The sequence below is a fragment of the Pseudomonas mendocina genome (assembly GCF_900636545.1).
GTDB classification, from domain to species: Bacteria; Pseudomonadota; Gammaproteobacteria; order Pseudomonadales; family Pseudomonadaceae; genus Aquipseudomonas; species Aquipseudomonas mendocina.
This window is the reverse complement of sequence record NZ_LR134290.1, coordinates 558,189-584,446: the sequence shown is the minus strand read 5'-3', so window position 1 is coordinate 584,446 and position 26,258 is coordinate 558,189. Positions and strand designations below refer to the sequence as shown.

23 protein-coding genes are annotated in these 26,258 nt (G+C 63.2%); 17 read left to right on the top strand and 6 right to left on the bottom strand.

All coding sequences use genetic code 11. The features are described 5' to 3' along the window. Nucleotides 1–105: 105 nt before the first annotated feature. Both etfB and EL191_RS02710 read left to right on the top strand, forming a co-directional pair. Entirely contained in the window at nucleotides 106–879 is a 774-nt protein-coding gene (gene etfB / locus EL191_RS02715; RefSeq protein WP_013713677.1) for an electron transfer flavoprotein subunit beta, read from the top strand. Between the two features lie 84 nt (nucleotides 880–963). After that, nucleotides 964–1,215: a hypothetical protein gene (locus EL191_RS02710; protein ID WP_013713676.1), complete on the top strand. Its 252-nt coding sequence runs from the start codon at nucleotides 964–966 to the stop codon at nucleotides 1,213–1,215. Nucleotides 1,216–1,377: 162 nt separating this feature from the next. On the opposite strand, the gene gbdR is transcribed toward EL191_RS02710, so the two are convergent. Then, entirely contained in the window at nucleotides 1,378–2,475 is a 1,098-nt protein-coding gene (gene gbdR / locus EL191_RS02705) for a choline metabolism transcriptional regulator GbdR (protein ID WP_041976298.1), read from the bottom strand. Between the two features lie 629 nt (nucleotides 2,476–3,104). Between gbdR and EL191_RS02700 the strand changes: the two genes are divergently transcribed. From EL191_RS02700 to betA, 10 genes are all read left to right on the top strand, one after another. Beyond that, entirely contained in the window at nucleotides 3,105–4,001 is an 897-nt protein-coding gene (locus EL191_RS02700; protein ID WP_041976295.1) for a glycine betaine ABC transporter substrate-binding protein, read from the top strand. A 957-nt stretch (nucleotides 4,002–4,958) separates the two neighbouring features. Continuing rightward, nucleotides 4,959–6,164: a quaternary amine ABC transporter ATP-binding protein gene (locus EL191_RS02695; protein ID WP_017360558.1), complete on the top strand. Its 1,206-nt coding sequence runs from the start codon at nucleotides 4,959–4,961 to the stop codon at nucleotides 6,162–6,164. After that, nucleotides 6,157–7,035, top strand: coding sequence for an ABC transporter permease (locus EL191_RS02690; protein WP_013713672.1), 879 nt, complete (start codon nucleotides 6,157–6,159; stop codon nucleotides 7,033–7,035). The genes EL191_RS02695 and EL191_RS02690 overlap by 8 nt, the downstream gene beginning before the upstream one ends. A gap of 29 nt (nucleotides 7,036–7,064) precedes the next feature. Next, nucleotides 7,065–8,009 (top strand): choline ABC transporter substrate-binding protein, encoded by a 945-nt coding sequence (locus EL191_RS02685; RefSeq protein WP_017360559.1) that lies wholly within the window; start codon nucleotides 7,065–7,067, stop codon nucleotides 8,007–8,009. 207 nt (nucleotides 8,010–8,216) lie between these two features. Beyond that, on the top strand, nucleotides 8,217–9,068 hold the full coding sequence (locus EL191_RS02680) for a glycine betaine ABC transporter substrate-binding protein (protein WP_013713670.1): 852 nt from the start codon (nucleotides 8,217–8,219) through the stop codon (nucleotides 9,066–9,068). Nucleotides 9,069–9,227: 159 nt separating this feature from the next. Next, nucleotides 9,228–9,587, top strand: a complete 360-nt coding sequence (locus EL191_RS02675) for a hypothetical protein (protein ID WP_041976293.1) — start codon at nucleotides 9,228–9,230, stop codon at nucleotides 9,585–9,587. Nucleotides 9,588–9,693: 106 nt separating this feature from the next. Continuing rightward, the gene (locus EL191_RS02670) at nucleotides 9,694–9,951 is read left to right on the top strand and encodes a hypothetical protein (protein ID WP_169746327.1); all 258 of its coding nucleotides are present in this window, start codon (nucleotides 9,694–9,696) and stop codon (nucleotides 9,949–9,951) included. Nucleotides 9,952–10,034: 83 nt separating this feature from the next. Further along, complete coding sequence (betI, locus tag EL191_RS02665; RefSeq protein ID WP_013713667.1) at nucleotides 10,035–10,625, top strand: transcriptional regulator BetI; 591 nt, start codon at nucleotides 10,035–10,037, stop codon at nucleotides 10,623–10,625. 262 nt (nucleotides 10,626–10,887) lie between these two features. Further along, the gene (gene betB / locus EL191_RS02660; protein WP_017360561.1) at nucleotides 10,888–12,360 is read left to right on the top strand and encodes a betaine-aldehyde dehydrogenase; all 1,473 of its coding nucleotides are present in this window, start codon (nucleotides 10,888–10,890) and stop codon (nucleotides 12,358–12,360) included. Between the two features lie 162 nt (nucleotides 12,361–12,522). Continuing rightward, nucleotides 12,523–14,229, top strand: coding sequence for a choline dehydrogenase (betA, locus tag EL191_RS02655; protein WP_041976290.1), 1,707 nt, complete (start codon nucleotides 12,523–12,525; stop codon nucleotides 14,227–14,229). Here betA and torT read toward each other — a convergent pair. Beyond that, complete coding sequence (torT, locus tag EL191_RS02650; protein ID WP_041976287.1) at nucleotides 14,218–15,237, bottom strand: TMAO reductase system periplasmic protein TorT; 1,020 nt, start codon at nucleotides 15,235–15,237, stop codon at nucleotides 14,218–14,220. The genes betA and torT overlap by 12 nt on opposite strands. A 143-nt stretch (nucleotides 15,238–15,380) precedes the next feature. On the opposite strand from torT, the gene mdtD reads away from it, so the two are divergent. The 3 genes from mdtD to EL191_RS02635 all read left to right on the top strand — a co-directional run bounded on the left by mdtD (nucleotide 15,381) and on the right by EL191_RS02635 (nucleotide 19,564). Next, nucleotides 15,381–16,802, top strand: a complete 1,422-nt coding sequence (gene mdtD, locus EL191_RS02645) for a multidrug transporter subunit MdtD (protein WP_041976284.1) — start codon at nucleotides 15,381–15,383, stop codon at nucleotides 16,800–16,802. A 49-nt stretch (nucleotides 16,803–16,851) separates the two neighbouring features. Further along, nucleotides 16,852–18,228, top strand: a complete 1,377-nt coding sequence (gene dbpA / locus EL191_RS02640; protein ID WP_041976282.1) for an ATP-dependent RNA helicase DbpA — start codon at nucleotides 16,852–16,854, stop codon at nucleotides 18,226–18,228. Between the two features lie 100 nt (nucleotides 18,229–18,328). Beyond that, a complete protein-coding gene (locus EL191_RS02635) occupies nucleotides 18,329–19,564 on the top strand; it encodes a GGDEF domain-containing response regulator (RefSeq protein WP_041976278.1) in 1,236 nt (411 codons plus the stop codon). On the opposite strand, the gene EL191_RS02630 is transcribed toward EL191_RS02635, so the two are convergent. Then, nucleotides 19,565–20,296, bottom strand: a complete 732-nt coding sequence (locus EL191_RS02630; RefSeq protein WP_041976276.1) for a substrate-binding periplasmic protein — start codon at nucleotides 20,294–20,296, stop codon at nucleotides 19,565–19,567. Between the two features lie 204 nt (nucleotides 20,297–20,500). Between EL191_RS02630 and EL191_RS02625 the strand changes: the two genes are divergently transcribed. Continuing rightward, complete coding sequence (locus EL191_RS02625; protein WP_041976274.1) at nucleotides 20,501–21,685, top strand: BaiN/RdsA family NAD(P)/FAD-dependent oxidoreductase; 1,185 nt, start codon at nucleotides 20,501–20,503, stop codon at nucleotides 21,683–21,685. Between the two features lie 112 nt (nucleotides 21,686–21,797). Beyond that, on the top strand, nucleotides 21,798–23,609 hold the full coding sequence (locus tag EL191_RS02620) for an SLC13 family permease (protein WP_013713658.1): 1,812 nt from the start codon (nucleotides 21,798–21,800) through the stop codon (nucleotides 23,607–23,609). Between the two features lie 32 nt (nucleotides 23,610–23,641). On the opposite strand, the gene ald is transcribed toward EL191_RS02620, so the two are convergent. From ald to EL191_RS02605, 3 genes are all read right to left on the bottom strand, one after another. Continuing rightward, a complete protein-coding gene (gene ald, locus EL191_RS02615; protein WP_041976272.1) occupies nucleotides 23,642–24,763 on the bottom strand; it encodes an alanine dehydrogenase in 1,122 nt (373 codons plus the stop codon). A 92-nt stretch (nucleotides 24,764–24,855) separates the two neighbouring features. Continuing rightward, complete coding sequence (locus EL191_RS02610) at nucleotides 24,856–25,539, bottom strand: glutathione S-transferase N-terminal domain-containing protein (protein ID WP_041976269.1); 684 nt, start codon at nucleotides 25,537–25,539, stop codon at nucleotides 24,856–24,858. Continuing rightward, nucleotides 25,536–26,237, bottom strand: a complete 702-nt coding sequence (locus EL191_RS02605; RefSeq protein ID WP_013713655.1) for a glutathione S-transferase family protein — start codon at nucleotides 26,235–26,237, stop codon at nucleotides 25,536–25,538. The genes EL191_RS02610 and EL191_RS02605 overlap by 4 nt, the downstream gene beginning before the upstream one ends. Between the last annotated feature and the right edge of the window lie 21 nt (nucleotides 26,238–26,258).

The window sequence follows — 26,258 nt, the reverse complement described above, 5'->3', positions numbered from 1 at the left end:
ACGCCCTCGTGGGAGAGGCTTCAACCGCGGCAGACTGCGCGCATGGCCATATCGCGGCTAAAGCGGAGTGCCGCCCAGCCGCTCCCACTGTTCGAGGTTGCCCAAATGACTGATCTGAATATCGTCGCCCTGGTCTCGGTCGGCGCCCACCCGACCTCCGCTCGCGCACGCCGCGCCGAGCAGGACGCCCGCGCGGTGGAGCTCGGCCTGCGCCTGGCCGGCCAGAATCTGCAATTGCTGCATGCCGGCGACCCGCAGGCCGAAGCCCTGCGCGGCTACCTGGGCATGGGCCTGGAACAGCTCGACGTGCTGGAACAGCCGGAAGGCGCCGACGCTCTGCCCCTGCTGGTCGATTACCTGCAAGGCAGTCGCACGCAGTTGGTACTCACCGGCAGCCAGGCTGAAACGGGCGAAGGTTCGGGCATGCTGCCGTTCCTGTTGGCCGAGCGCCTGGGCTGGCCCATGGTGGTCGGCCTGGCCGAAGTGGAGAAGGTCGAGAACGGCGTGGCCCAGGTGCTGCAAGCCCTGCCACGTGGTCAACGTCGTCGCCTCAAGGTACGCCTGCCGTGCGTAGCGAGCGTCGACAATGCCGCCCCGGTCGCGCGCCAGAGTGCCTTCGGCCCGGCTCGCCGTGGCCAGGTCGAAGCCCACGAAGTCACCGTGATAGACGATCCACTGCTGGCGCAAGCCAGTCTGCTGCCGGCCAAGCCGCGGCCGAAACGCCTGAAGGTGATCAAGGCCAAGACCGGTGCGGAACGGATGAAGGCGGCGACGGCCAAAGCCAGTGGCGGCGGCGGTCAGGTGCTCAAGGATGTCTCGCCACAGGACGGCGCGGAGGCTATCTTCAAGCTATTGATCGAAGAAGGCGTCCTGCGCTAGCGGGCGGTTGGAAAACTGCCTGCGTTGCCCTTGCCGCGTCGCCTACGTTGTTAAACGCCAGCTTTGCCACAAGGAGTCATGACCATGATGCACGCCGACCTGATCGACCAGGAGGATTTTCGCGAACGCCTGGTTGCACTGGGCCTGAGTATTCCCGCAGGTGCCACGCCGGAGCAATCCTGCGAGCTGGCCGTCAGCGGCCTCAGTCCGGAGCGTGCCGTGGCCCTGCGCCGACTGGTGGAAGAGCTGCTCGGCGGCAGCGCCACCCTGCTGCCGAATGTGCGCGAAGCCATCAGCCGTCATCTGCTACCGGCACTGGTGCCGAAACCCGCCTGACTTAAATCGGTGGGCTGAAGCCCACCCTACAACTTAAATCCGCTTCAGACGTAGAGTGGGCCGGGCGGGGATACGCTTCAGACCACCGCAAACAGCCAACACAGATCACCACTCAAAACGAAACGGGGCGCCAGTGGCGCCCCGTTTTCATTGCGTATCGTGTCAGATCCGCACACTGGCGAAGGTCGACTCGCCCTGAGCGCGATTCAATGCCAGTACCGCACTGGAATTGACCTGCTGCTGCTCGGGAATCGGCAGCAGCACCACCAGATTGTGGCCCTGCTGGCCGGCACGTTCGTCGCGCGGCGGAATACCGAAGTACTCGCGATAGCACTTGGAGAAGTGCGGGGTGGAAACGAAGCCGCACACCGAGGCCACTTCGATGATCGACATGCTGGTCTGCTTGAGCAACTGACGCGCACGGATCAGACGCAGCTTGAGGTAGTAGCGCGATGGCGAGCAGTGCAGATACTTCTGGAACAGACGCTCGAGCTGACGACGGGAGATGTCGACGAAGCAGGCCAACTCGTCGAGGTCGATCGGCTCCTCCAGGTTGGCCTCCATCAGTGCGACGATCTCCTGCAGCTTCGGCTGATTGCTGCCGAGCATGTGCTTGAGCGGTACGCGCTGGTGATCCTGTTCGTTGCGGATACGTTCGTAGATGAACATCTCGGAAATGCCGGCCGCCAGTTCGCGGCCATGCTGCTGGCCGATCAGGTGCAGCATCATGTCCATCGGTGCAGTACCGCCGGACGAGGTGTTGCGATTGCGGTCGATGGAGAACAGACGGGTGGTGATGGCCGCACGCGGGAAGGCTTCCTGCATCGAGGCGAGACACTCCCAGTGCACGCTGCAATCGTAACCATCGAGCAGACCGGCCTTGGCCAGCGCCCAGCTACCGGTACACACGGCGCCGAGCTGGCGACCCTGGCGTGCCTGCAATTGCAGCCAGCTGACATGCTCACGCTTGACGCTGTGCTGGATGTCCACCCCGCCGCAGACGATCACTGCATCCAGTGCCGGGGCATCCTGCATGGCAGCATCGGGGGTGATCTGCAGGCCGTCGCTGGCGCTGACGGGCAGACCGTCGAGGGTCAGCGTATGCCAGCGATACAGCTCCTTGCCGGAGAGCTGGTTGGCCATACGCAGGGGCTCCACCGCCGAGGCAAGGGAAATCAGAGTGAAATTGTCCAGAAGCAGGAAGCCGATGGACTGGGGGGCACGGTTTTGGGGCTGCGACCCTTGGCTGGACTGCGACATCGATGAAACCCTCACGCTAAGCACGGTATCGATCCGACTATGACGGACCGTAGTTTTGTTATGGCGCTGATTCGAGACCAGCTGGTCACTTAAATGAGGCAAAGCTCATGCCTAAATTGATCAGGCCATCAATAAAAAATCCTGTCCGCGCCACCCGGGCTTTCCAAGCCTCGTCACAGCTTCTGCAAACGCCCCAGAAGGCCCGATCTCAAGGGGCTCTGTGCATTTCGGTAGCACTGCTGAGGATAGCCCCTACACAGACCATCAGAGGCAGTAACGGATAGGCGGTAACAGGCACTTGATACGGCCGCTCAAGGCAACGTCGACACGCACCAAAAGCTGGCGAGAAACGCTGCGTTCGCCCCAGCTCGACTCAAATCCGGCTCACCATGAAAATGACGATTCGCGACCATTCACTCGGGCACTCACAGGCGCAATGCGGCGACGTAAAGCCAGTCGTCAATTGACTGTCACCCACTATGCAACTAGCCCACTTACGCGTGGAAATAGGCAAGCGATGGAGAACGGCCACCCTGGGTATGTAGAGGTCGTTTTTCACGATGCACACGGCCCGCCATTTGCTTTCTAGTCAGCAACTGAATCCTCTATCGAACAGGCAGGTGTGATCCATGAACAAACTCGCTCATTGGCTACTCGCAGTCGGCCTGTTTTACGGCGCCACCTTGCAGGCTGCTGAGGCCGAACGCTGTGAGCTGATCACCCTTGCCGATGTCGGCTGGACCGATATCACCATGACCACAGCGGTCGCTCGCCTGGTATTGACCGACCTCGGCTATCGCACCCAGGTAAAGCGGCTGTCATTGCCCGAGACCTATCAGGCGCTCGCCGACGGCAATGTCGATGTCTTTCTCGGCAACTGGATGCCGGCACAGAGCCAGTTGGTGGAGCCTCACATGCAAAGCGGCCGCATCGACAAGCTGCAAACCAATCTGCCTACCGTGCGCTACACCCTCGCGGTACTGCAGCCTGCGCATGAGGCAGGCCTGAAGGACTTCGCCGATATACATCGTTTCAAGGACGAGTTGCGTGGCCAGATTTTCGGTATCGAGCCTGGCAACGAAGGCAACGAAATGGTCAAGACCATGATCCGCGAGAACGTCTTCGGCCTGCGTGATTTCACCCTGGTGGAGAGCAGCGAGAAGGGCATGCTCAACCATGTCGAGCGCGCCCAGCAGATGGGCCGTTCCGCGGTGTTTCTCGGTTGGGAGCCGCACCCGATGAACGACCGGCTACGTATGTTCTACCTCTCCGGCGGCGATCAGTATTTCGGCCCCAACTATGGCGCGGCGCAGGTCAATACCGTGACACGCGGTGGCTTCGCCAACGAGTGCCCGAACGTGGCCCAGCTGTTTCGCAACATGGTTTTCACCATCGCAGCAGAAAACCAGTTGATGAGCGGCGTACTCGAGGGCAACACCAACCGGCGGCGCGTAGCCAAACAATGGATGGACAAGAACCCCGAGCTGGTCAACGGCTGGCTCGCCGGCGTAAACCGTCGCCCGTGAAAAGCCTAGAAAATCACGAAAAAGCAGATTAACTTCGGACAATCGTCAGGATATCGCCAGGCCGCGCAGGTCCGAGGCCAAGCGACTTTCCCGCGCCTTTACTGATTGCGGCCACGACCAGCAACGATCGCTCTGCCCACGAACCTTTTCGGTGCAAGATGGTCTTTTTCGACTCGCCGCTGTCAATTTTTTTCAACACAAGCGCAGCCCCCGTGACACGGTGGCTACAGCCGGATCAGCGAGCGGAGCACCGCGCCGCACGCGGCTTTCAGGGTTGACCTGGGGGTAAAAAAGTCTGTTAAGGTTTTTTACGCGTGTGCCGCACCACTCATTCGAAACCTTACCCAGGGAGGGATCAAAAGATCGTGGACTCACCTATATCGACAACTCGATAGCGGGTGAAAAACCGGTAAACACGCAGCGGACAGCGCTATGTCGTCGCCCAACATGTCAGAGTCGCAAACCGATAATTGCGCAGGCTCCAAGGCTATATCGTTGAGTCAGCCGATGACGTCGCTGCCGACTCCCAGGGGGAGCGGCAGACTGGGGACCCACAACCCCGGACCGAAGAACAGATAAGCGCTGGCCCACCACTACGGGCGCCAGCCCAACAAGAAATTTCGGATGTACGCATGCTCCAGGAAGGAGCATGAACCCCCAACGGACTGGATTTCGAAACACTGCCAGAGGGTTTGGAAAGCGGTTTGCAGCACGGCAAGGCAACGATCACTCATCCACACGATTCAACGGCGCGACGGGCTGCGACAGCAACCGCCAGCGTGTCGTCTGAACGTGCCCGAGTGCCGGCACCGGACAGCGCAGCGAAACGTTCGCCAACCTCGACTTTCAGAAAACACCCACAGATATCAGAGGTCTGTCACCGCTGTTCTACGCTTCGATGATGCGTGCCCAGCCGTGCCAGCGCCAACTGGATGCCGATTGAAGGGGAAACGTCCCATGCAGTCTGGAAAGATCGTGGTCGAAAACCTGTACAAGGTTTTCGGCTCAAACCCACAAGAAGCCATTGGCCTGCTCAAGGAAGGCTGGAGCAAGGAAAAGATCCTTGCTGAAAAAGGCGCGGTAATCGGAGTCAGCGACGTGTCGTTCAGCGTCGAGGAGGGCGAAATCTTCGTTCTCATGGGCCTGTCCGGCTCCGGTAAATCGACCCTGATTCGCCTCATCAACCGCCTGGTCGAACCCAGCGCCGGTGATGTCTACATCGACGGCCAGAACGTGGCCAAGCTGCCACAATCGCAGTTGATCGACCTGCGTCGTCGCGACATGAGCATGGTCTTCCAGTCCTTCGCCCTGATGCCTTCGCGCAGCGTGCTGGACAATGCCGCCTTCGGCCTGGAAGTGGCCGGCGTCGGGCGCAAGGAGCGCGAGCAGCGTGCGATGGAAGTGCTCAAGCAGGTCGGTCTCGACACCTTCGCCCATAAATACCCGAACGAGCTCTCCGGCGGCATGCAGCAACGCGTAGGCCTGGCTCGCGCGCTGGCGGTCAACCCGTCGATGATCATCATGGACGAGGCCTTCTCCGCCCTCGACCCGCTCAAGCGCCGCGAGATGCAGGACGTACTGCTGGAGCTGCAGAAGACCCACCGCCGCACCATCATCTTCGTCTCCCACGACATCGAAGAAGCCATGCGCATCGGTACCCGTATCGGCATCATGGAAGGCGGCAAGCTGATCCAGGTCGGCACCCCGCAGGAACTGATCGAGAAGCCGGCCAACGAATACGTACGCAACTTCTTCGATACGGTCGACACCAGCCGTTATCTCACCGCCGGCCAGCTCAAGGCCGACAGCGTGCCGACCTACGTGCACAACGGCAAGGCACCGGACGCGGCGAAAATCTGCAAGGAGCTGCAGGCGCTGGACAAGCACTACGCGTTCATCGTCGACGAGCAGAACAACTTCCAGGGTTCCATCAGCCTCGAGAAGATCGCCCTGATGGTCGATGGCGACGAGCCGCGACCGCTGGAGACCAATGCGCTCAAGCAGGTGGTCCCGGTCCCTGAAAACATGCCACTGGAAGACGTCATCACCCGTCTGGTGGACAACGAAGGGCCGATCCCGGTGGTGGATGCCGAAGGCCATTACTGCGGTGCCATCAGCAAGGGCCGTCTGCTGACCCGCCTGCAGGGGGAATCCCATGAGTGACAAGAAACTCGACCTGGGCAGCTGGGTCAACGACGTGGTCCAGCACCTGCTGGACAACTACAGCGGTGTGTTCGACAGCATCGGCAAACTGGTCAGCGGCTTCTCCGAAGGCATCGAGGCGCTGCTGATGCTGCCGCCGGCCTGGCTGCTGATTGCCATCTTCGTCGGCCTCGGCCTGTGGCGCATCGGTGTACGCTTCGCGATCTTCACCGCGGTGGCGTTCGTCCTCATCGTCATGACCGGTTTCTGGGAGCAGACCGTGGTCACCCTCGGCCTGACCTTCTCCTCGACGCTGATCAGCCTGCTGCTGGGCATCCCGCTGGGTATCTGGGCCGCACGCAGCGAGCGCGTGGCGACCATCATCCGGCCGATTCTCGACTTCATGCAGACCATGCCGGCATTCGTCTACCTGATCCCGGCGGCGATGCTCTTCGGCCTGGGCCGCGTGCCCGGCATCATCGCCACGGTGATCTTCGCCATGCCGCCAGCCGTGCGCCTGACCAGCCTGGGTATCCGCCAGGTGAACAAGGAAATCGTCGAGGCCGGCCAGTCGTTCGGCTGTACCAGCCGCCAGTTGCTGTTCAAGGTCCAGTTGCCCAACGCCATGCCGTCGATCATGGCCGGGGTCAACCAGACCATCATGATGGCGCTGTCGATGGTGATCATCGCCTCGATGGTCGGCGCCGGCGGCCTGGGTAACGACGTGCTGGCGAGTATCCAGCGCCTGGATATCGGTCTAGGCTTCGAGAGCGGCATGGCCGTAGTGTTGCTGGCGATCATCCTCGACCGCATCACCGAAAGCTTCGGCACCAAACAGACCGCCAAGCGCGGCGTGTTCGCCTGGTTCAGCGGCAAACTGCAGCGCCAGTAAATACTTTTTCACTTCACAGGGAACCGCAGATGAAATCGTTCAAGACCACCGCCGCCATTGGCCTGCTGTCCTGCGCACTGATGCAGGGCGCCATGGCCGCGGAGCCGGCGAGCTGCAAGCAGGTACGTTTCGCCGAAATCGGCTGGGCCGACATCGCCGCCACTACCGGCGTGGCCATGACCCTGGTCGAAGGCTTGGGCTATCAGCCACGCAAGATCATGGCTTCGGTACCGATCGCCTTCACCGGCGTGAAGAGTGGCCAGGTCGACGTGTTCCTCGGCTACTGGGCACCCTCGATGGACTCGGTGATCGAGCCCTTCCTCAAGGACGGCGGCGTCAAGGTGCTGGAGAAGGCCAACCTCGAAGGCGCCAAGTACACCCTGGCGGTGCCGACCTACGCGGCCGAAGCCGGGCTGAAGAGCTTCCAGGATATCGCCAAGTTCAAGGACCAACTGGGCGGCAAGATCTACGGTATCGAACCGGGTAACGACGGCAACCTGCTGATCGACGGCATGATCAAGAACAACCAGTTCGACCTGGGCGACTTCCGCATGGTCGAGTCCAGCGAAGCTGGCATGCTGGTCCAGGTGTCGCGCGCCATCAAGAAGAAAGAGCCGGTGGTCTTCCTCGGCTGGGCGCCACACCCGATGAACACCCAGCACGACATCACCTACCTGTCCGGTGGTGACGATGTGTTCGGCCCGGACTACGGTGCGGCCAAGGTCTACACCGTGGTACCGCCGGATTACGAAGCGCGCTGCGAAAACGTCGGCAAGCTGCTGAACAACCTGCAGTTCACCGTCGATATCGAAAGCCAGCTGATGGAAAAGGTACTGGAGAAGGAAAATCCGCAGGACGTCGCCAAGGAGTGGATCAAGGCCAACCCGGCGATCCTCGACCAATGGCTGAGCGGTGTGACCACCTTCGACGGTCAGGACGGCGTCGCTGCCGTGAAGAAACACGTCGGGCTGTAACAGGCCACGACCCGATTCAGGCTCGAACCTTGGGGTTCGAGCCTGGAAATCTCCTCGCTGAACGCTAGCGGCCGATTTGGCCGTGACGGCGAGGCTTTGCCCGCGAACCGGCAATCTGCTGCGCAACACGGTTTCGCAAGGCCCGCAATGAGAACGAGCCAGTCAACGATTTTGCAACTGCCACTCAACTGACGGAGCAACACCACAATGCGCGTACTCAAACACCTCTGCCTCGGCGCCGCCGCCCTGGCCATCGGCATGGGCAGCGCCTTTGCTGCCGATAAACCCACGCTGAAGATCGGCTACGTGAATGGCTGGGACGACAGCGTCGCCGTCACCCACGTTGCCGGTGAAATCCTGCAAAGCAAACTTGGCTACACAGTCGAGCTGAAGCCTGTCGAACCCGCCATCATGTGGCAGGGCGTCGCCCGCGGCGACCTCGATGCCACGCTGTCCGCCTGGCTGCCGGCCACCCATGGCGAGTACTACGAGAAACTCAAGGACAAGGTGGAGGTTCTAGGCACCAACTATTCCGGCGCCAAGATCGGCCTGATCGTGCCGGACTACGTCCAGGCCAAGAGCATCGAAGACCTGGAGAAATACGCCAAGGACTTCGACGGCAAGATCACCGGTATCGATGCCGGTGCCGGCGTGATGCGCCGCACCGAAGAGGCCATCAAGGAATACAACCTGGCCAGCATCAAGCTGATGCCGAGCTCCGGTCCGGCCATGGCCACCGCCCTGACCCGTGCCGAGAAAGCGCAGAAGCCGATCGTGGTCACCGGCTGGATCCCGCACTGGATGTTCGCCAAGTGGAAACTGCGCTTCCTCGAAGATCCGAAGAAAGTCTTCGGCGACGACGAGCGCGTCGACACCGTGGCCAACCCGCAGCTGAAGGGCAAGGCTGCCGATGCTGCCGCCTTCCTCAGCAAGATCTCCTGGAGCGGTGAAGAAGTCGGTTCCGTAATGCTGGCCATTCGTGAAGGGGCCAAGCCGGATGAAGCCGCCAAGGACTGGATCGCCAAGAACCCGGATCGCGTTGCCGAGTGGCTGAAGTAAGGTTATCCAACCTCAAGACGAAGCGGGCTAAGGCCCGCTTCTTCGTTTCTGGTGAGTTCGCGATGCCACGCAGATCAATTTTTCGGGTATTTCCGCTGGGGCATGCGCGGCATGAGCGATAGACTCTCGCCGACTACAACGAAAAGCCCCGCAAGCTAGATGAAAAACACCTCCATCGTCTTCGCCACCATCGGCTGCCTGACCCTACTGACATTCCTGCTCGTCTACACCAGTTCGGTCAACATCTTCCTGATCTGGGACGCGAAGGCCTACCGCTACCTGGCCACCTGTGCCGGGTTGATGATCGCAGCCATCGCCGGGACGGTTCTGCTGGCAGCAGGCAAGACTGCAACCTCGGGGCTGGCTATCGCGGTCCTGCTGCTAACGGCACTGATCACCCAGTTTCTGTTCGGTTTCGATCTGTACACCTGCCTGGCTGTCGGACTGCTCTATGTCGCAGCACTGATCGAATGCACCGTCCTGCCCTCGGATGCTGTCGAGGAGTCGCAACAGCAGTGAGCGACGCCGCATGAGCAGGTATCACCATCTCTCCAGGCGGCCGTCCCGCAATGGCCTGGAGAGCAGGATACAGGCCCTTGCCGCCCGTCCAGAGGGCTATAAGTTAATGCTTCTGCCCTATCTTCCTGCATGGCTTGCGCCCGCATCCTGGAGCCTGTGGGGGGCCGGCGCCGGCGCGTTTGGCATGTTCATCTGCGTGATGGTCGCCCTGTATTCCATGCGCTGCAACGAGCGCACGCTGGCTGCTGTGCTGTACGTCGGGGACACACGTAGTGTTACCAGGCTCTTCTTCAGCCACCTGTTGCAGGGCCTGGGCCTGAGCATCGCCCTGTTTCTGCCACATCTTCTGCTTACAGGCCGCTGACTGCAGAAACCGCAGCACGCCTTGATTGATCGCTCAGTCAAAAAATGCCTAGACTTCCGCTCCCCCGTCCCATGGAGAGCCCCATGCCCAAGGTCGGCATGCAGCCCATTCGCCGCTCGCAACTGATCGCCGCCACTCTGGAGGCTGTCGATCAGGTCGGCATGGCCGACGCCAGCATCGCCTATATTGCTCGCCTGGCCGGTGTGTCCAACGGCATCATCAGCCACTACTTCAAGGACAAGAACGGCCTGCTCGAAGCGACCATGCGCCACCTTATGCAGGCGTTACGCGAGGCGGTGGCCAATAGGCGCCAGGCACTGGACGACGACAGCCCACGCGCGCACCTGAAGGCGATGATCGATGGCAACTTCGATGACAGTCAGGTCAGCGGCCCGGCGATGAAAACCTGGCTGGCGTTCTGGGCCAGCAGCATGCACCAGCCAGCCCTGCAGCGCTTGCAGCGGGTCAACGATCACCGCCTGTATTCCAACCTCTGCGGCCAATTCCGCCGCGCCCTGCCACAGGATCAGGCACGCCTCGCCGCCCGTGGCCTGGCCTCGCTGATCGATGGTCTATGGCTGCGCGGCGCGCTGTCCGGTGAAGCGTTCGACACCGCTCAGGCACGCCGCATCGCCTACGACTACCTCGATCTGCAACTGGCCAAGGCCCGCTAGGGGGTTGCCAGCGGCAAGGCCTCATACGCCTGACTTTGGTGGGCTAAAGCCCACCCTAGGAGCCATGTAGGGCGGGTGCAACCCGCCACCCAGACAGCGGGGTCACCTGCCCTGCCGAGCGCACGTATCCACGTCCCATCTGCCCGTCATGCTGCGCCCATGTCGTGTTTGACTGCGTCCCGTCGCTTTTATTGATTGATCGTTCAATTTAAATAAAATAGGCTGTTCTCCAAGCAGATTGACCGAGTTCAGAGGACAGCCCATGCCCCGTTTCGCCGAACAGCAGCTCTACATCGGTGGCCAGTACGTCGCCGCCAGCAGTGGAGAAACCTTCGACAGCATCAACCCGGCAACCGGCGAGGTGCTGGCCAAGGTGCAGCGCGCCAGCCAGGCGGATGTCGACCGTGCCGTGGCCAGCGCTGCCGAGGGGCAGAAGGTATGGGCGGCGATGACCGCCATGCAGCGCTCACGCATCCTGCGCAAGGCGGTGGACATCCTGCGTGAGCGCAACGACGAACTGGCCGAACTGGAAACCCTCGACACCGGCAAGCCACTGTCCGAAACCCGCTACGTCGACATCGTCACCGGCGCCGATGTGCTGGAGTATTACGCGGGCCTGATCCCGGCCATCGAGGGCGAACAGATCCCGCTGCGCGAGACCTCCTTCGTCTACACCCGCCGCGAGCCGCTGGGCGTGGTCGCCGGCATCGGCGCATGGAACTACCCGATCCAGATCGCCCTGTGGAAATCCGCACCGGCCCTGGCTGCCGGTAACGCCATGATCTTCAAGCCCAGCGAGGTCACCTCGCTGACCGCGCTGAAACTGGCCGAGATCTACACCGAGGCTGGCCTGCCCGCAGGCGTGTTCAACGTGCTTACCGGCAGCGGCCGCGAAGTCGGCCAGTGGCTGACCGAGCATCCGGGCATCGAGAAAATCTCCTTCACCGGCGGCACCGTCACCGGCAAGAAAGTGATGGCCAGCGCCTCCAGCTCCAGCCTCAAGGAAGTGACCATGGAGCTGGGCGGCAAGTCGCCCTTGATCATCTTCGAGGACGCCGACCTGGACCGTGCCGCCGATATCGCGGTGATGGCCAACTTCTACAGTTCCGGTCAGGTGTGCACCAACGGCACCCGCGTATTCGTGCCGCGCATGCTGCAAGCGCGTTTCGAGGCCAAGGTGCTGGATCGGGTCAAGCGCATCCGCCTTGGCGATCCACTGAACGACACCACCAATTTCGGCCCGCTGGTCAGCCATGCGCACATGGAAAGCGTGCTCGGCTACATCGACAAGGGCCGCAGCGAAGGTGCCCGCCTGCTGATTGGCGGTGCACGGGTGACCGACGGCGAGTACGCCAACGGCGCCTACGTTGCGCCGACCGTGTTCACCGATTGCACGGATGCCATGACCATCGTGCGCGAGGAAATCTTCGGTCCGGTGATGAGCATCCTCATCTACGACGACGAAGAGGAAGTGATTCGCCGCGCCAACGACACCGATTACGGCCTCGCTGCCGGCGTGGTGACCCGCGACCTCAACCGTGCACACCGGGTGATCCACAAGCTGGAAGCCGGCATCTGCTGGATCAACACCTGGGGCGAGTCGCCAGCCGAGATGCCAGTGGGCGGCTACAAGCAATCCGGTGTCGGCCGCGAGAACGGTCTGGTCACCCTCGGCCACTACACCCGCATCAAGTCGGTGCAGCTGGAAATGGGCGATTACGCGTCAGTGTTCTGAACACCGTTTTGTGGGAAGGGCTTCAGCCGCGACCCATTTCGCGGCTAAAGCGGTTCACCGCCCGGCCCGCCCATGGATTGAATCGCCGCCCCGCAGCCCGGATGCCATCCGGGGACATTCATCCAGGTTTACCCGGCGGGCAGCCGGGCAACAGGAGGAAGCATGACCCAGGAATTCGACTACATCATCATCGGCGCCGGCTCGGCCGGTAACGTCCTGGCCACTCGCCTGACCGAGGATGCCGACGTCAGCGTGCTGCTGCTCGAAGCCGGCGGCCCCGACTATCGTCTCGATTTCCGCACTCAGATGCCCGCTGCCCTGGCCTTCCCACTGCAGGGTCGACGCTACAACTGGGCCTACGAAACCGATCCAGAACCTTACATGAACAACCGCCGCATGGAATGTGGACGTGGCAAGGGCCTGGGCGGCTCGTCGTTGATCAACGGCATGTGCTACATCCGCGGCAACGCGCTGGACTTCGACAACTGGGCCAAGCAGCCAGGCCTGGAAGACTGGAGCTACCTCGACTGCCTGCCGTACTTCCGCAAGGCCGAGACTCGCGACATTGGCGCCAACGATTACCACGGCGACAGCGGTCCGGTCAGCGTGACCACGCCCAAGGCCGGCAACAACCCGCTTTTCCACGCCATGGTCGAGGCCGGCGTGCAGGCCGGCTACCCGCGTACCGACGACCTCAACGGCTACCAGCAGGAAGGTTTCGGGCCGATGGACCGCACCGTGACCCCGGAAGGTCGCCGCGCCAGCACCGCCCGCGGCTACCTGGACCAGGCCCGCGAGCGGCCGAACCTGACCATCGTCACCCACGCCACCACCGACCGCATCCTGTTCGAAGGCAAGCGCGCGATTGGCGTCAGCTACCTGCGCGGCAATGGCAACACCACCATCCGCGCCCGCGCTCGCCGCGAAGTCCTGCTGTGCGCCGGTGCCATTGCCTCGCCACAGATTCTGCAGCGTTCCGGCGTCGGCCCCAGCGACCTGCTGCTGGGCCTGGACATCGACGTGGTGCATTACCTGCCCGGCGTCGGTGCCAACCTGCAGGACCATCTGGAAATGTACCTGCAGTACGCCTGCACCCAGCCAGTGTCGCTGTACCCGGCACTCAAGTTGCTCAACCAGCCGGGCATCGGCGCGCAATGGCTATTCACCGGTAACGGCATCGGCGCCAGCAATCAGTTCGAGGCCGGCGGCTTCATCCGCACCCGCCCGGAGTTCGCCTGGCCCAACATCCAGTTCCACTTCCTGCCGGTGGCGATCAACTACAACGGCAGCAACGCGGTGAACGAGCACGGATTCCAGGCCCACGTCGGCTCCATGCGCTCACCGAGCCGTGGCCGCGTGCGCCTGAAGTCCAAGGACCCGCGCCAGCACCCGAGCATCCTGTTCAACTACATGAGCCATGAGCAGGACTGGCAGGAATTTCGCGACGCCATCCGTATCACCCGCGAGATCATGGCGCAGCCGGCACTGGACCCTTACCGCGGCCGCGAGATCAGCCCCGGCATTGACTGCCAGAGCGACGCCGAACTGGACGCCTTCGTCCGCGAGCACGCCGAAACCGCCTTCCACCCATCCTGCTCGTGCAAGATGGGCGAGGACGACATGGCGGTGGTCGACGGCCAGGGCCGTGTGCACGGTGTGCAGGGCCTGCGTGTGGTGGATGCGTCGATCATGCCGGAGATCATCACCGGCAACCTCAACGCCACCACCATCATGATCGCCGAGAAGATCGCCGACAAAATCCGCGGTCGCCAACCACTGCCGCGCAGCACAGCGCCCTACTTCGTCGCAGGCGATCGCCCCGTGCGTGGCACGCCGCTGCGCAGCCAGCACGACAGGCTAGTCGGGTAATTCCTGACGAATCATCCAGTGCCCCTCGGGCGGCATCAACCGACCGAGGTCGAAGCGCTCCAGCGATCCGGCATCGAGCATCTCGATGCGCGGGCTCACCAGTTGCGGCAGCTTCTCGCCTTGCAGGCCACGCACCACCAGATCCAGTGCAATACGCGCCTGAATCACCGGTGAGTCGGTCGGCGCTGCCAGCACCTGGCCTTCGCGAATCTGCTCCAGTACCCGCTCGGTGGCGTAAAGCGACAACACCTGAGCATCGGAGCCGATGTTGCGCACCAGTTGCGCGGCGAAGGCCGCCGCTTCAGCATTGGCGATCACGTAATCGAGATGGGGATGCTGCTTGAATAGCTCCCGCGCCAGTTGCGCCTGCCGGCTGCGATCCACCGGGCCGTAACCGCCATGGGCCAGGGTCACCCTGGTTCCGGGCAGCGCGTCGCGCAGACCGCGCTCGGCATCCTGCACCCAACCAGCATCGGCCGGCCCCGGCAGCCAGCCGACCTGTATCGGTCGACCATCGCTGAGGCGCACCAGGTATTCGAGCGTGGTACGCGCCATATCGGCGAAATCGACCCGCGAATGTGCACTGAGCCCTGGGCACTCCAGGCGGTTGACCAGGTCGACCACCGGCCGACCAGCCTTGATCTGCACTTCTGCCAGGCTACACAGGTCATAGGTGTTGATGCTGGCGACGACGAAGGCATCGGCGCCCTCGGCCACGCAATGCTCGAACTGCTCGACCTGTACGTCGGCATGCTCGTAGCCCCCGGCTTCGTAGATGCCCAGGCGCACACCCAGGCGATTGGCCTCCTGGTCCAGCCCCCAGGCCACGCCCCACCAGTAGCGGTCCTTGCCATGGGGCAACAGCGTACAAATGCGCCAGGGCTGGCCTGCCACCGGTAGCGGTCGATAGTCCAGCATGCGGCCGTCGGCACGTACCGGATAAGGAAACCACTCGGCCGCCAGCAGCGGCTGGCAGGCCAGTGAAAGCCACAGAGATAACCAGCGCATGAAGCCGTCCTTAGCCCTTGCGGGGCGATGTGCCAGTAACCCCAGCGTAGCAATCCCTCGGGCACACGCCTGCACTCGCTGTCCCGCAGTTGCCCCTGCTGAGCCGGCGGCCTAGAGTGAAGCGCACAGACCAAGAGAACAGCATGACCATCCCCGCCCCGCTCGACCCACGTACCGCCCGCCTGTTGCCATGGATAGTGGCCATCGCTTTCTTCATGCAGACGCTGGACGGCACCATCCTCAACACCGCGCTCCCGGCCATGGCCGGCGATCTCAACGAAGACCCGCTGCGCATGCAGTCGGTGGTGATCGCCTACATGCTCACGGTGGCCCTGCTGATTCCCGCCTCGGGCTGGATCGCCGACCGTTTCGGTACACGGCGCATCTTCTTCGGTGCGATCGCCCTGTTCAGCCTCGGCTCGTTGCTCTGTGCAATGTCGGAATCGCTGAGCATGCTGATCGGTGCGCGGGTCATCCAGGGCCTTGGCGGCGCACTGATGATGCCGGTCGGGCGCCTGGTGGTGCTGCGCGCCTATCCACGTTCGGAGCTGGTGCGGATCATGAGCTTCATCACTCTGCCCGGCCTGCTCGGCCCGCTGATCGGCCCGACCCTTGGTGGCTGGCTGGTGGAAGTGGCGAGCTGGCACTGGATCTTCCTGATCAACCTGCCAGTCGGGCTGCTCGGTTGCTGGGCGGCGCTGCGACATATGCCGGATCTGCGCGGGCCGGAACGCAGTCGCTTCGATACCGCCGGGTTCCTGCTGTTCGGCGCCGCCATGCTGCTGATCACCGTGGCCCTCGAAGGGCTCGGTGAGCTGCACCTGCCGACCATGCGCGTGGTGCTGCTGTTGCTCGGCGGCATGGCCTGCCTGGCCGCTTACTGGCTGCGCGCCGGACGCATCGAGCACCCCTTGTTCGCCCCGTCGCTGTTCCACACCCGCAGCTTCGCCGTGGGCATCATCGGCAACCTCTTCGCTCGCCTTGGCAGCGGCGCACTGCCCTTTCTCACACCGCTACTGCTGCAACTGGCGATGGGCTATTCGCCCGCCCAGGCCGGCATGAGCCTGATCCCTCTGGCACTGGCCGCCATGGCGGCCAAACCACTGGCCAGGCCGCTGATCGAACGCCTCGGCTACCGCAACATCCTGACCAGCAACACCCTGCTGCTCGGTGCACTGATCGCCAGCCTGGCGCTGGTGGACAGCGATACGTCGACACTGCAACTGATCATTCAGCTGAGCCTGATCGGCGCCTGCAACTCGCTGCAGTTCACCGCGATGAACACCGTGACCCTGATCGATCTGGACAACCGTGACGCCAGCAGCGGCAACAGCCTGCTGTCGGTGGTGGTGCAGTTGGCGATGGGCCTTGGCGTTGCCTCGGCGGCGGCGCTGCTCAGCGGTTTCAGCCGCGAGATGGGCGGCAGCGAGCACGTGCTGCAGGCGTTCCAGGCCACCTATCTGTGCGTCGGCCTGTTGTCGATGCTGGCAGCGGCGATCTTCCTGCAACTGGATGCGAAAGACGGCCGCGGCGGGGGCAATATCGAGGTTTCAGCGGACGAATGATCGGGCCTGCTACACTGCCGGCCTGTTTCTCCATGCCCGAGCCACTGCCGTGACCGCCAACGCCTTCGCCAGCCTGCCCCTTTCCGCCGCCATGCAGGCCAACCTCGCCGCCATCGGCTATGCCGAGATGACGCCGATCCAGGCCGCCAGCCTGCCGCTGATTCTCAAGGGCCGCGACCTGATCGCCCAGGCCAAGACCGGCAGCGGAAAGACCGCCGCCTTCGGCATCGGCCTGCTGCACCCGCTCAACCCACGCTACTTCGGTTGCCAGGCGCTGGTGCTGTGCCCGACACGCGAGCTGGCCGACCAGGTGGCCAAGGAAATCCGCCGGCTGGCCCGCGCCGCCGATAACATCAAGGTACTGACCCTGTGTGGTGGCGTGCCCTTCGGCCCGCAGATCGGCTCGCTGGAGCATGGTGCCCACGTAATCGTCGGCACGCCGGGCCGGGTGCAGGAACACCTGCGCAAGGGCACGCTGAAGGTCGACGGGCTCAATACCCTGGTGCTCGACGAGGCCGACCGCATGCTCGACATGGGCTTCGTCGACAGCATCAGCGAGATCATCGAACAGACCCCGGCGCGCCGGCAGACCCTGCTGTTCTCCGCCACCTATCCGGCCGGCATCGAGCAACTCGCCGCGCGCTTCCTGCGCACACCCGAGCGGGTCGAGGTCGAGGCGATGCACGACGATGATCAGATCGAGCAACGCTTCTACGAAATCGCGCCCGGCCAGCGCATGCAGGCAGTCAGCATCCTGCTACGGCATTTTCGCAAGCAGCCGGTGGTGGCCTTCTGCGCCACCCGCCAGCAATGCGATGAGTTGGCGGCACAACTGGAGGCAGAGAAGATTTCCGCCGCCGCCCTGCACGGCGATCTGGAGCAACGCGAGCGCGACCAGATTCTCGCCCTGTTCGCCAACCGCAGCCTGAGCGTACTGGTGGCCACCGACGTCGCAGCGCGCGGCCTGGATATCGCCGGGCTGGAAATGGTGATCAACGTCGAGCTGTCGCGCGATGCCGAAGTGCATATCCACCGCATCGGCCGCAGTGGTCGCGCCGGTGACAAGGGTCTGGCGCTGAGCCTGGTGGCGCCCGCCGAAGCCAGCCGTGCCCAGGCCATCGAAACCCTGCAGGGCAAGACACTGGCCTGGTATCCGCTGCCTGCCACCAAGTCTGGTGGCGAACCGCTGCTGCCACCCATGCACACACTGTGCATCGGGGCCGGGCGCAAGGAGAAACTACGCCCGGGCGACATCCTCGGCGCCCTGACCGGTGAAGCCGGCATCCCAGGCGATCAGGTCGGCAAGATCGCTCTGTTCGATTACCAGGCCCTGGTCGCCGTGCAGCGTGATGTGGCGCGCCAGGCTCTGAAACGCCTGAGCGAAGGCAAGATCAAGGGCAGAACGCTGCGTGTGCGGCTATTGTAAGAGCCGCCTCGTGATCGACCGCACTCGTTCTAGGTCGCAAGATCGCGAACGGCCTCCTAGGCTGATATAAAGGATCAAACGGCCTGGGCCGGAGTTACCCATGCGCAATATTCTGGTCATCGAAGACAGCCCTCTGGTCCTGAAGATCCTCGAGCATCTGTTCCGCCAGGAAAACGATCTGGAGCCGATCTTCTGCGCCTCGCTGGCCGAGGCCGAGGTCATGCTGGAGACCTCCGCTTCGCTGTTCTTCGCCGCCATCGTCGACCTGCACCTGCCGGACGCACCGGACGGCGAAAGCGTCGATCTGGTGATGCGCTACCACCTACCCTGCATCGTGCTCAGTGGCAGCTACAACGAACAGCGGCGCGACGACCTGCTGATGAAAGGCGTGGTCGACTACGTGCTCAAGGAAAGCCAGCACTCCTACGAGTACGCCTTCCGCCTGCTGCACCGGCTCGATCACAACAGCCATATCAAGATTCTCATCGCCGACGACTCTGCAGCGCAGCGCCATTACATCCGCCACATTCTCGAAGCGCACCACTACCAGATCATCGAAGCCAGCGACGGCAAGGAGACTCTGCGCCAGCTGAACGAGCACCCCGACCTCGACCTGCTGGTCCTCGATCATGCCATGCCGGGCGTCAGCGGCTTCGAGCTGGTCAAGCTGCTGCGCCAGAAGCTGCGCCTCAATGACCTGATCATCATTGGCGTTTCCGCCGACCCCAAAGGCTCGCTCAGCGCCCAGTTCATCAAGCATGGCGCCGACGATTTCCTGCGCAAGCCGTTCTGCCCGGAAGAGCTGAACTGCCGGGTGATGTCGACTCTGGAGCGCCGCGACCTGTTGCGCGCCCTGAAGAAGGCGGCGCAGTTCGATGCCCTGACCGGCTTGAACAATCGCCGGGCCTTCTACGAACAGGGCCTGAAGATACTGCAGCAGGCGCAACGGGAAGGCCGCGAGATCAGCGTGGCGATGCTCGACCTCGATCACTTCAAGCAGATCAACGATGGCTTCGGCCATGCCAGCGGCGACAGCGCCCTGGTGGTATTCGCACGGGCGATGAGCAATGCCTTCCCCGACATGCTGCTCGGCCGCCTGGGTGGCGAGGAGTTCGCCCTGCTCACCCTGCATGGCGCGGAGCACGTAGCCCAGGCGCTGGATAGATTGCGCCGCCAGTGTGCCGGGCTGCACTACACCGTAGGCGCCCCACCGTTATCGTTCAGCGCCGGGCTGTATCAGGGTGAGCCGGAAGACCTGGAGAGCCTGCTGCACGAAGCCGACATTCGCCTATATCGGGCCAAGCAGCAGGGCCGCGCGCGCACTGTCCTGGCCTGATCAGGGAGCGTGCCGCTGTAGCGTCGTGGCATAGCTGCCATCGTCGCTCATCGCCTGAATCGCTGCATCGAAGCGTCTGGCGATCTCGCGAAAATGGGGATGGCTGCGCCTCACCAGTATGTGCAGGCCATTCTCGCTCAGCGGCAAGGGCAAGAACTCCAGCTCATCGCGAATGGAGTTCAACTCTCGCACGAGAACATGACGCGCCACCAACTCGTCTTCCAGCGCGAGCTGCACTCGCCCGGCATGCAACATGCGTGCGGCAATCTCGAAGCTGCCGACACCCACCTTGAGCAGGCGCGGGTCGCTGTCGAACTCCTTGGAATAGGCGTAGCCGCGAATCACCGCGATGCTATACGGGTAGAGATCGGCCAGGTTTTCGAAGCGAATCGAACCGCCCTTGCGCTGCATCAGGCGGATGCGATTGACCAGATAGGGCTGGGAAAAATAGCCGTACTCGGTGCGCTCGGCGCTGTACCAGGCGTTGATCAGCACGTCGTAGTCGCCGCGCTTGAGACCCAATACCGCTCGTTCCCAGGGCACTTCCACATAACTGGTGCTGTAGCCCGCGCGCTTGAGCGCCTGTTCCACCAGGTCACTGGCCAGCCCCTTGCCGGGAAGTTCCTGGTCATTGAAAGGCGGCCAGGGATTGGCCACCAGACGCAGCAGTTCGGCCGAGGCCAGCGCAGGCGACAGCAGGAGGAGCAATAGCCAGACGCGTACTGCAGGCATGGGTGGCAATCCATCCGAAATCTTCGTTCTAGTGATAGCAGGCGCAGGGCCACTCGTCACTGTCTCAAATTCGAGACAGCCACCGGAGCATGCCACTGGTGCCAGTCGCATGCCGACAGAACCGGTTGTACAGAGCGGCTTCGGGTAAACTTGCAGGATTTTCACGCAGCCTTTGTGCGGCAATGAACCACCCGGGGACCTCTCGTGTTGCAAACCGACGTACTGATCATCGGCGCAGGCGCCGCCGGCCTCATGTGCGCTGCCACCGCCGCCGCTCGTGGCCGTCGGGTGCTGGTGCTCGACCACGCCAACAAGGCCGGCAAGAAGATTCTCATGTCCGGTGGTGGCCGCTGCAACTTCACCAACCTGTACTGCGAGCCGGGTAATTTCCTCTCCGGTAACCCGCACTTCTGCAAGTCTGCCCTGGCGCGCTTCACTCAATGGGACTTCATCGGCCTGGTGGCCAAGCACGGCGTGCCCTACCACGAGAAGAAACTCGGCCAGCTGTTCTGCGACAACAAGTCCAGCGACATCCTCGAGTTGCTGCTGGCCGAGTGCGCCGAGTCGGGTGCGGAGATTCGCCTGAACACGGCGGTGCAGCGCATCGAGAAACGCGAAGGCGGCTTCCTGCTGCACAGCGATCTTGGCGAGGTGACTTGCCAATCCCTGGTGATCGCCACCGGCGGGTTGTCGATTCCAACCCTCGGCGCCACCGGCTTCGGCTATCAGGTGGCCAGGCAGTTCGGCCACGAACTGCTGCCGACTCGCGCCGGGCTGGTGCCCTTCACCATCACCGAACCGCAGCTCAAGGCGTTGTGCACGGAGCTGTCCGGCACCTCGGTGGAAGACTGCCGGGTAAGCTGCAACGGCCAGAGCTTCGTCGAGAACATCCTGTTCACCCATCGTGGCCTGTCCGGTCCGGCGATTCTACAGATTTCATCCTACTGGCAGCCAGGTGACACCCTGCACATCGACTTGCTGCCGCATATCGACCTGCCCGAGTGGCTGGCCACGCAGCAGCGCGAACGCAGCAACAGCGAACTGAAAACCCTGCTGGCCGAGCTGTTCACCAAGAAGATGGCAACGCTGCTGGTGGACAGCTGGTTCACCAACAAACCGATGAAGCAGTACACCGCTGGCGAGCTGAAGGCGATTGCCGAGCGCCTGTCCGACTGGCAACTGGTACCAGCCGGCACCGAAGGCTACCGCACCGCGGAGGTAACCCTGGGTGGAGTGAACACCGACGAGGTGTCGTCGAAAACCCTGGAATCGCTGAAGGTGCCGGGTCTGTACTTCATTGGTGAAGTACTGGATGTCACCGGCCACCTCGGCGGCTTCAACTTCCAGTGGGCCTGGGCATCCGGTTACGCGGCCGCGCAATACGTCTGAAGCCAAAAAATTTGCGCCCCAGCCGATGGCGCGACGGGAACTGCTAACGCGGCGCAGACTCTGCTATGAACAGCAGACGCGAAGCTGCGTACAACAGGGACGGCCCCGCCTCATGACGCTCGAACAAGGCCAGATATTCGTCATTCTCATCGCCAGCATGGGCTTGTTCATCTGGGGGCGCTGGCGTCATGACGTCGTGGCGCTCGGCGCATTGCTGGCCTGCGTCATCGCCGGCCTGGTGCCTGAACGCGAGGCCTTCGCCGGCTTCGGCCACCCGGCGGTGATCACCGTTGCCTGCGTGCTGGTGCTCAGCCACGGCTTGCAGCGTACGGGCGCGGTCAATCGGCTGGCGCAGCGCCTGCTGCCCAGCGGCGCTGGGGTGCTGCTTTCGATCACTGCCCTGACCAGCCTCGGCGCGCTGCTTTCGGCATTCATGAACAACGTCGGCGCGCTCGCGCTGTTGATGCCCATCGCCCTGCAAATTGCCGCACGCCTGGAGTTGCCACCGGGGCGCGTGCTGATGCCGCTGGCTTTCGGCACCATTCTCGGCGGCATGACCACACTGATCGGCACACCACCGAACCTGATCGTCTCCAGCTTCCGCGCCCAGCATGGCGGCGGCCCCTTCGAGATGTTCGACTTCAGCCCGGTCGGCGTGGCCGTGGCGCTGGCTGGCGTGCTGTTCATCGCCCTGCTCGGCTGGCGCCTGGTACCCAAGCGCGAGGTAGGCAACGCTGCCAGCTTCGACACCGGCCACTACCTGACCGAGGCGCGCGTCAAGGAAGGCGGCAAGGCCCAGGGCAAGACCCTGCGCGAGATCGAGCAATTGCTCGACGAGGCCGATGCCCAGGTGGTGGCCATGGTACGCAACAAGCTGCGCCTGACCGCGCCAAACCCACGCCGCGTGCTACAGGCCGACGACGTGCTGGTGATCGAAGCCGACCCACAGGAACTGGGCGAGGTGCTCGGCCAGCTGGATCTGCTGCTGGAGGCCGAACGTGAAGCCAAGGAGGCCGAGCAGAAGGAAGACAGGGAAGGTGAAACCGAGAAGAAAACCAGCAACAGCGAAGACCGCGCGTTGCAGGAGCTGCTGGTCAAACCCGATTCCTCGCTGATCGGCCGCTCCGCCAGCAGCACGCGCCTGCGCAGCCGCTATTCGATCAACCTGCTGGCCATCTCAAGGCAAAGCCATCGCTCGATCAAGCGCCTGCGCTCGACCCTGATCCAGGGTGGCGACGTGCTGCTGATGCAGGGCAGTGCCGAGGACATTGGCGAATTCGCCAGCGACTACGATTGCGTGCCGCTCGCCGAGCGCGCCATCAACATTCCTGATCCGCGTCAGGCCAACCTCGCCCTTGGCATCATGATCCTGGCCATCGTCACCGCGGCCTTTGGCTTGCTATCCACCGCGATCGCCTTCGCCTGCGGGGTGCTGGCCTACATGCTGCTGCGCCTGGTGCCGCTGCGCGCCGTTTACGAATCCATCGACTGGCCGGTAATCGTTCTGCTCGGCGCCTTGATCCCGGTGGCGGGGGCGATGTCCACCACCGGCGCGGCTGACCTGCTGGCACGGGTACTGATGGAAAACCTGGCGCAGGGCAACGCCATCATCACCCTGACCCTGCTGCTGATCGTCACCATGACCCTGTCGGACTTCATGAATAACGCGGCAACCGCAGCGGTGATGTGCCCCATCGCCCTGAGCGCGGCCAGCCAACTCGGCGTCAGCCCGGATGCCCTGCTGATGGCGGTGGCCATTGGCGCATCGTGTTCGTTCCTCACCCCCATCGGCCACCAGAACAACACGCTGATTCTCAGCCCTGGCGGCTTCCGCTTCGGTGATTACTGGCGCCTGGGACTGCCACTGGAAATACTCGTGGCGCTGGTCAGCGTCCCCCTGCTGCTCTGGGTGTGGCCGCTGTAGTAGCCAGCGACAGCGGCGCCCCGAACTCGGACCTAGAGCCGCTCGAGCACGCTGGCCGGCGGTTGGAAGGGTAGCCCGTGAGCCTCGGCGACACTGGCGCAGGTGATGGCGCCGCGCGCGACATTGAGACCGGCCAGCAGGTGCGGATCGTCTTCCAGCGCTCGCCGCGTGCCCTTCTGCGCCAGCGCCACGACGAATGGCAAAGTGGCGTTGTTCAGCGCCAACGTCGAGGTACGGGCCACCGCACCGGGCATATTGGCCACGCAGTAATGCACCACATCGTCGACCACGTAGGTGGGCTCGGCATGAGTGGTGGCCCGCGAGGTTTCAGCGCAGCCGCCCTGGTCGATGGCCACATCCACCAACACCGCGCCGGCCTTCATCTGGCGCACCATGTCCGCACTGATCAACTTGGGCGCAGCCGCCCCGGGAATCAACACGCCGCCGATGACCAAGTCGGCCGCCAACACCTGCTCCTGCACTGCAGCGCGAGTGGAATAGAGCGTGGTGATGCGGTTGCCGTACTGCGCATCGAGCCGGCGCAGGGCATCGACGCTCTTGTCCAGTACCGTGACATCGGCGCCCAGGCCAACGGCCATGGCCAGAGCATGACTGCCAACCACACCACCGCCGAGGATCACCACCTTGCCCGGCGCCACCCCAGGCACGCCGCCGAGCAGTACGCCGCGACCGCCACGCGCCTTTTCCAGGCAACCGGCACCGGCCTGGATCGACATGCGCCCAGCCACTTCCGACATCGGCGCCAACAACGGCAGGCGGCCCTGCGCATCGGTCACCGTCTCGTAGGCGATACAGATGGCGCCGCTGGCCATCAGCTCATCGGTCTGCGGCCGGTCCGGCGCAAGGTGCAGGTAGGTGAACAGCGTATGCTGCTCGCGCAGCTTGGCCCGTTCCACCGCCAGAGGCTCCTTGACCTTGACGATCAGCTGCGCCTGCTGGAACACCTCGCCGGCGCACGGAGCGATCTGCGCCCCGGCCTTGCGGTAATCCTCATCGGCAAAACCGATGGCGGCGCCGGCCAGGGTCTCGATCCACACCTCATGCCCCAGCGTGGTCAGTTCGGCCACGGACTGCGGCGTAAGGCCGACACGGTACTCGTGATTCTTGATTTCCTTGGGTACGCCGATTCGCATGACTCTCTCCCAGCGTTCAGGATCAACACCCTGAAGTCTAGAAAAGCGCCACGCGCCTCACCGGGAAAAACGTCAGAAAAGCTGTCCGTCCGTCACTGCCCGAACAACAGCCGCCGCGCTTCGGCAGTGAGCAGCGCCTGCGAATCGGCATTCACCTGCTCCACCAGCGCATAGGCACGCTGTACAGCCGGGCGCGCTTCGATGCGTTCTAGCCAGGCGGCCATGTTGGGCAAGTCCTCCAGCTTCTGCTGCTGCGTCTGCCAGCCCCTGGCCCAGGGATAGATGGCCATGTCGGCGATGGAATAGTCGCCTGCGACGTACTCGCGCCCGGCCAGTTGGCGATCCAGCACGCCGTAGAGGCGGGCGGTTTCCTTCACGTAGCGATCGATGGCGTACGGAATCGGCTCCGGTGCGTAGCGCACGAAATGGTGGTTCTGCCCGGCCATCGGGCCGACGCCGCCCATCTGCCAGTACAGCCACTGCAGGACGTTGAAGCGTGCCCGCGTCTCGCGCGGCAGGAACTGCCCGCTCTTGTCGGCCAGGTACTCGAGAATCGCACCGGACTCGAACAGAGCGATGGGCTCGCCGCCACCGGCCGGCGCATGATCGACGATGGCGGGAATGCGGTTGTTCGGTGCGATCTTGAGAAACTCGGGAGCGAATTGCTCACCCTTGCCGATATGCACCGGGACGATGCGGTATTCCAGCCCAGCCTCTTCGAGGAAGATGCTGACCTTGTGGCCGTTCGGTGTGGTCCAGTAGTACAGGTCGATCATTGCTTTTCCTCCACCTGGATCGCGGCCCGCTTGACCGGGCCGTGAGTCGCCTCGTAAGCCTGCAGGATGCGCATGAACCAAGCGCCCAGGGCCGAATTGTCGGCCCAAGGCTGCGCCCCAAGACACCAGGCCCAAAGCAGCATGCCCGCCAGCAGATAGTCACAACCGCCAGGCGCCTGGCCTTCGAGGAATGGTTGTTCACGCAGCCACATTTCCAGCGGCGCCACACCTTCACGAAACAGACGTTCCCCGATCTCGGGATCGGCGAACGCCTCCAGGCTCATGCCCAGCGCCTGCTCGCGGCTACTGCGGAAATACTCACGGTCAGCCGGGTCGATCACCTGCCAGACGCGCGGGATCAGTATCTTCAGCAGTGGGACGCGAACCATATGAAAGCTCAGGCGTTCTACCAGGCGGGCGCGCTCGGCCGCCAGCCCTTCACCGAGCAACGGGCGTTGCGGGTAACGCTGATCCAGATAGGTGAAGATGGCCAGGCTGTCGTGCAGCGTTTCGCCGTCATCGCTCAGCACCGGCACCAGCTTCTGCCCGGAAAAGGCGATCAGCTCCTTGTCGGTGAAGCGTATCGGCCGGCTCTGCCAGTCCAGCCCCTTGTGCGCCAGGGCCAGACGTACGCGCCAGCAATATGGCGAGAACAACAGCTCACGATCGGCGCCGCACAGTTCGAACAACTCCCGCATATCACCCCCATTAAGAACCAG

What these genes read in the sequence shown, in the direction of transcription:
- EL191_RS02620 (WP_013713658.1), top strand. Translation starts at nt 21,798, where the DNA reads ATGACGCTCGAACAAGGCCAGATATTCGTCATTCTCATCGCCAGCATG.
- mdtD (WP_041976284.1), top strand. Translation starts at nt 15,381, where the DNA reads ATGACCATCCCCGCCCCGCTCGACCCACGTACCGCCCGCCTGTTGCCA.
- EL191_RS02710 (WP_013713676.1), top strand. Translation starts at nt 964, where the DNA reads ATGATGCACGCCGACCTGATCGACCAGGAGGATTTTCGCGAACGCCTG.
- betI (WP_013713667.1), top strand. Translation starts at nt 10,035, where the DNA reads ATGCCCAAGGTCGGCATGCAGCCCATTCGCCGCTCGCAACTGATCGCC.
- EL191_RS02630 (WP_041976276.1), bottom strand. Translation starts at nt 20,296, where the DNA reads ATGCCTGCAGTACGCGTCTGGCTATTGCTCCTCCTGCTGTCGCCTGCG.
- EL191_RS02635 (WP_041976278.1), top strand. Translation starts at nt 18,329, where the DNA reads ATGCGCAATATTCTGGTCATCGAAGACAGCCCTCTGGTCCTGAAGATC.
- etfB (WP_013713677.1), top strand. Translation starts at nt 106, where the DNA reads ATGACTGATCTGAATATCGTCGCCCTGGTCTCGGTCGGCGCCCACCCG.
- EL191_RS02675 (WP_041976293.1), top strand. Translation starts at nt 9,228, where the DNA reads ATGAAAAACACCTCCATCGTCTTCGCCACCATCGGCTGCCTGACCCTA.
- torT (WP_041976287.1), bottom strand. Translation starts at nt 15,237, where the DNA reads ATGCGCTGGTTATCTCTGTGGCTTTCACTGGCCTGCCAGCCGCTGCTG.
- EL191_RS02670 (WP_169746327.1), top strand. Translation starts at nt 9,694, where the DNA reads ATGCTTCTGCCCTATCTTCCTGCATGGCTTGCGCCCGCATCCTGGAGC.
- gbdR (WP_041976298.1), bottom strand. Translation starts at nt 2,475, where the DNA reads ATGTCGCAGTCCAGCCAAGGGTCGCAGCCCCAAAACCGTGCCCCCCAG.
- EL191_RS02610 (WP_041976269.1), bottom strand. Translation starts at nt 25,539, where the DNA reads ATGATCGACCTGTACTACTGGACCACACCGAACGGCCACAAGGTCAGC.
- EL191_RS02690 (WP_013713672.1), top strand. Translation starts at nt 6,157, where the DNA reads ATGAGTGACAAGAAACTCGACCTGGGCAGCTGGGTCAACGACGTGGTC.
- EL191_RS02680 (WP_013713670.1), top strand. Translation starts at nt 8,217, where the DNA reads ATGCGCGTACTCAAACACCTCTGCCTCGGCGCCGCCGCCCTGGCCATC.
- EL191_RS02695 (WP_017360558.1), top strand. Translation starts at nt 4,959, where the DNA reads ATGCAGTCTGGAAAGATCGTGGTCGAAAACCTGTACAAGGTTTTCGGC.
- betB (WP_017360561.1), top strand. Translation starts at nt 10,888, where the DNA reads ATGCCCCGTTTCGCCGAACAGCAGCTCTACATCGGTGGCCAGTACGTC.
- betA (WP_041976290.1), top strand. Translation starts at nt 12,523, where the DNA reads ATGACCCAGGAATTCGACTACATCATCATCGGCGCCGGCTCGGCCGGT.
- EL191_RS02605 (WP_013713655.1), bottom strand. Translation starts at nt 26,237, where the DNA reads ATGCGGGAGTTGTTCGAACTGTGCGGCGCCGATCGTGAGCTGTTGTTC.
- EL191_RS02685 (WP_017360559.1), top strand. Translation starts at nt 7,065, where the DNA reads ATGAAATCGTTCAAGACCACCGCCGCCATTGGCCTGCTGTCCTGCGCA.
- EL191_RS02700 (WP_041976295.1), top strand. Translation starts at nt 3,105, where the DNA reads ATGAACAAACTCGCTCATTGGCTACTCGCAGTCGGCCTGTTTTACGGC.
- ald (WP_041976272.1), bottom strand. Translation starts at nt 24,763, where the DNA reads ATGCGAATCGGCGTACCCAAGGAAATCAAGAATCACGAGTACCGTGTC.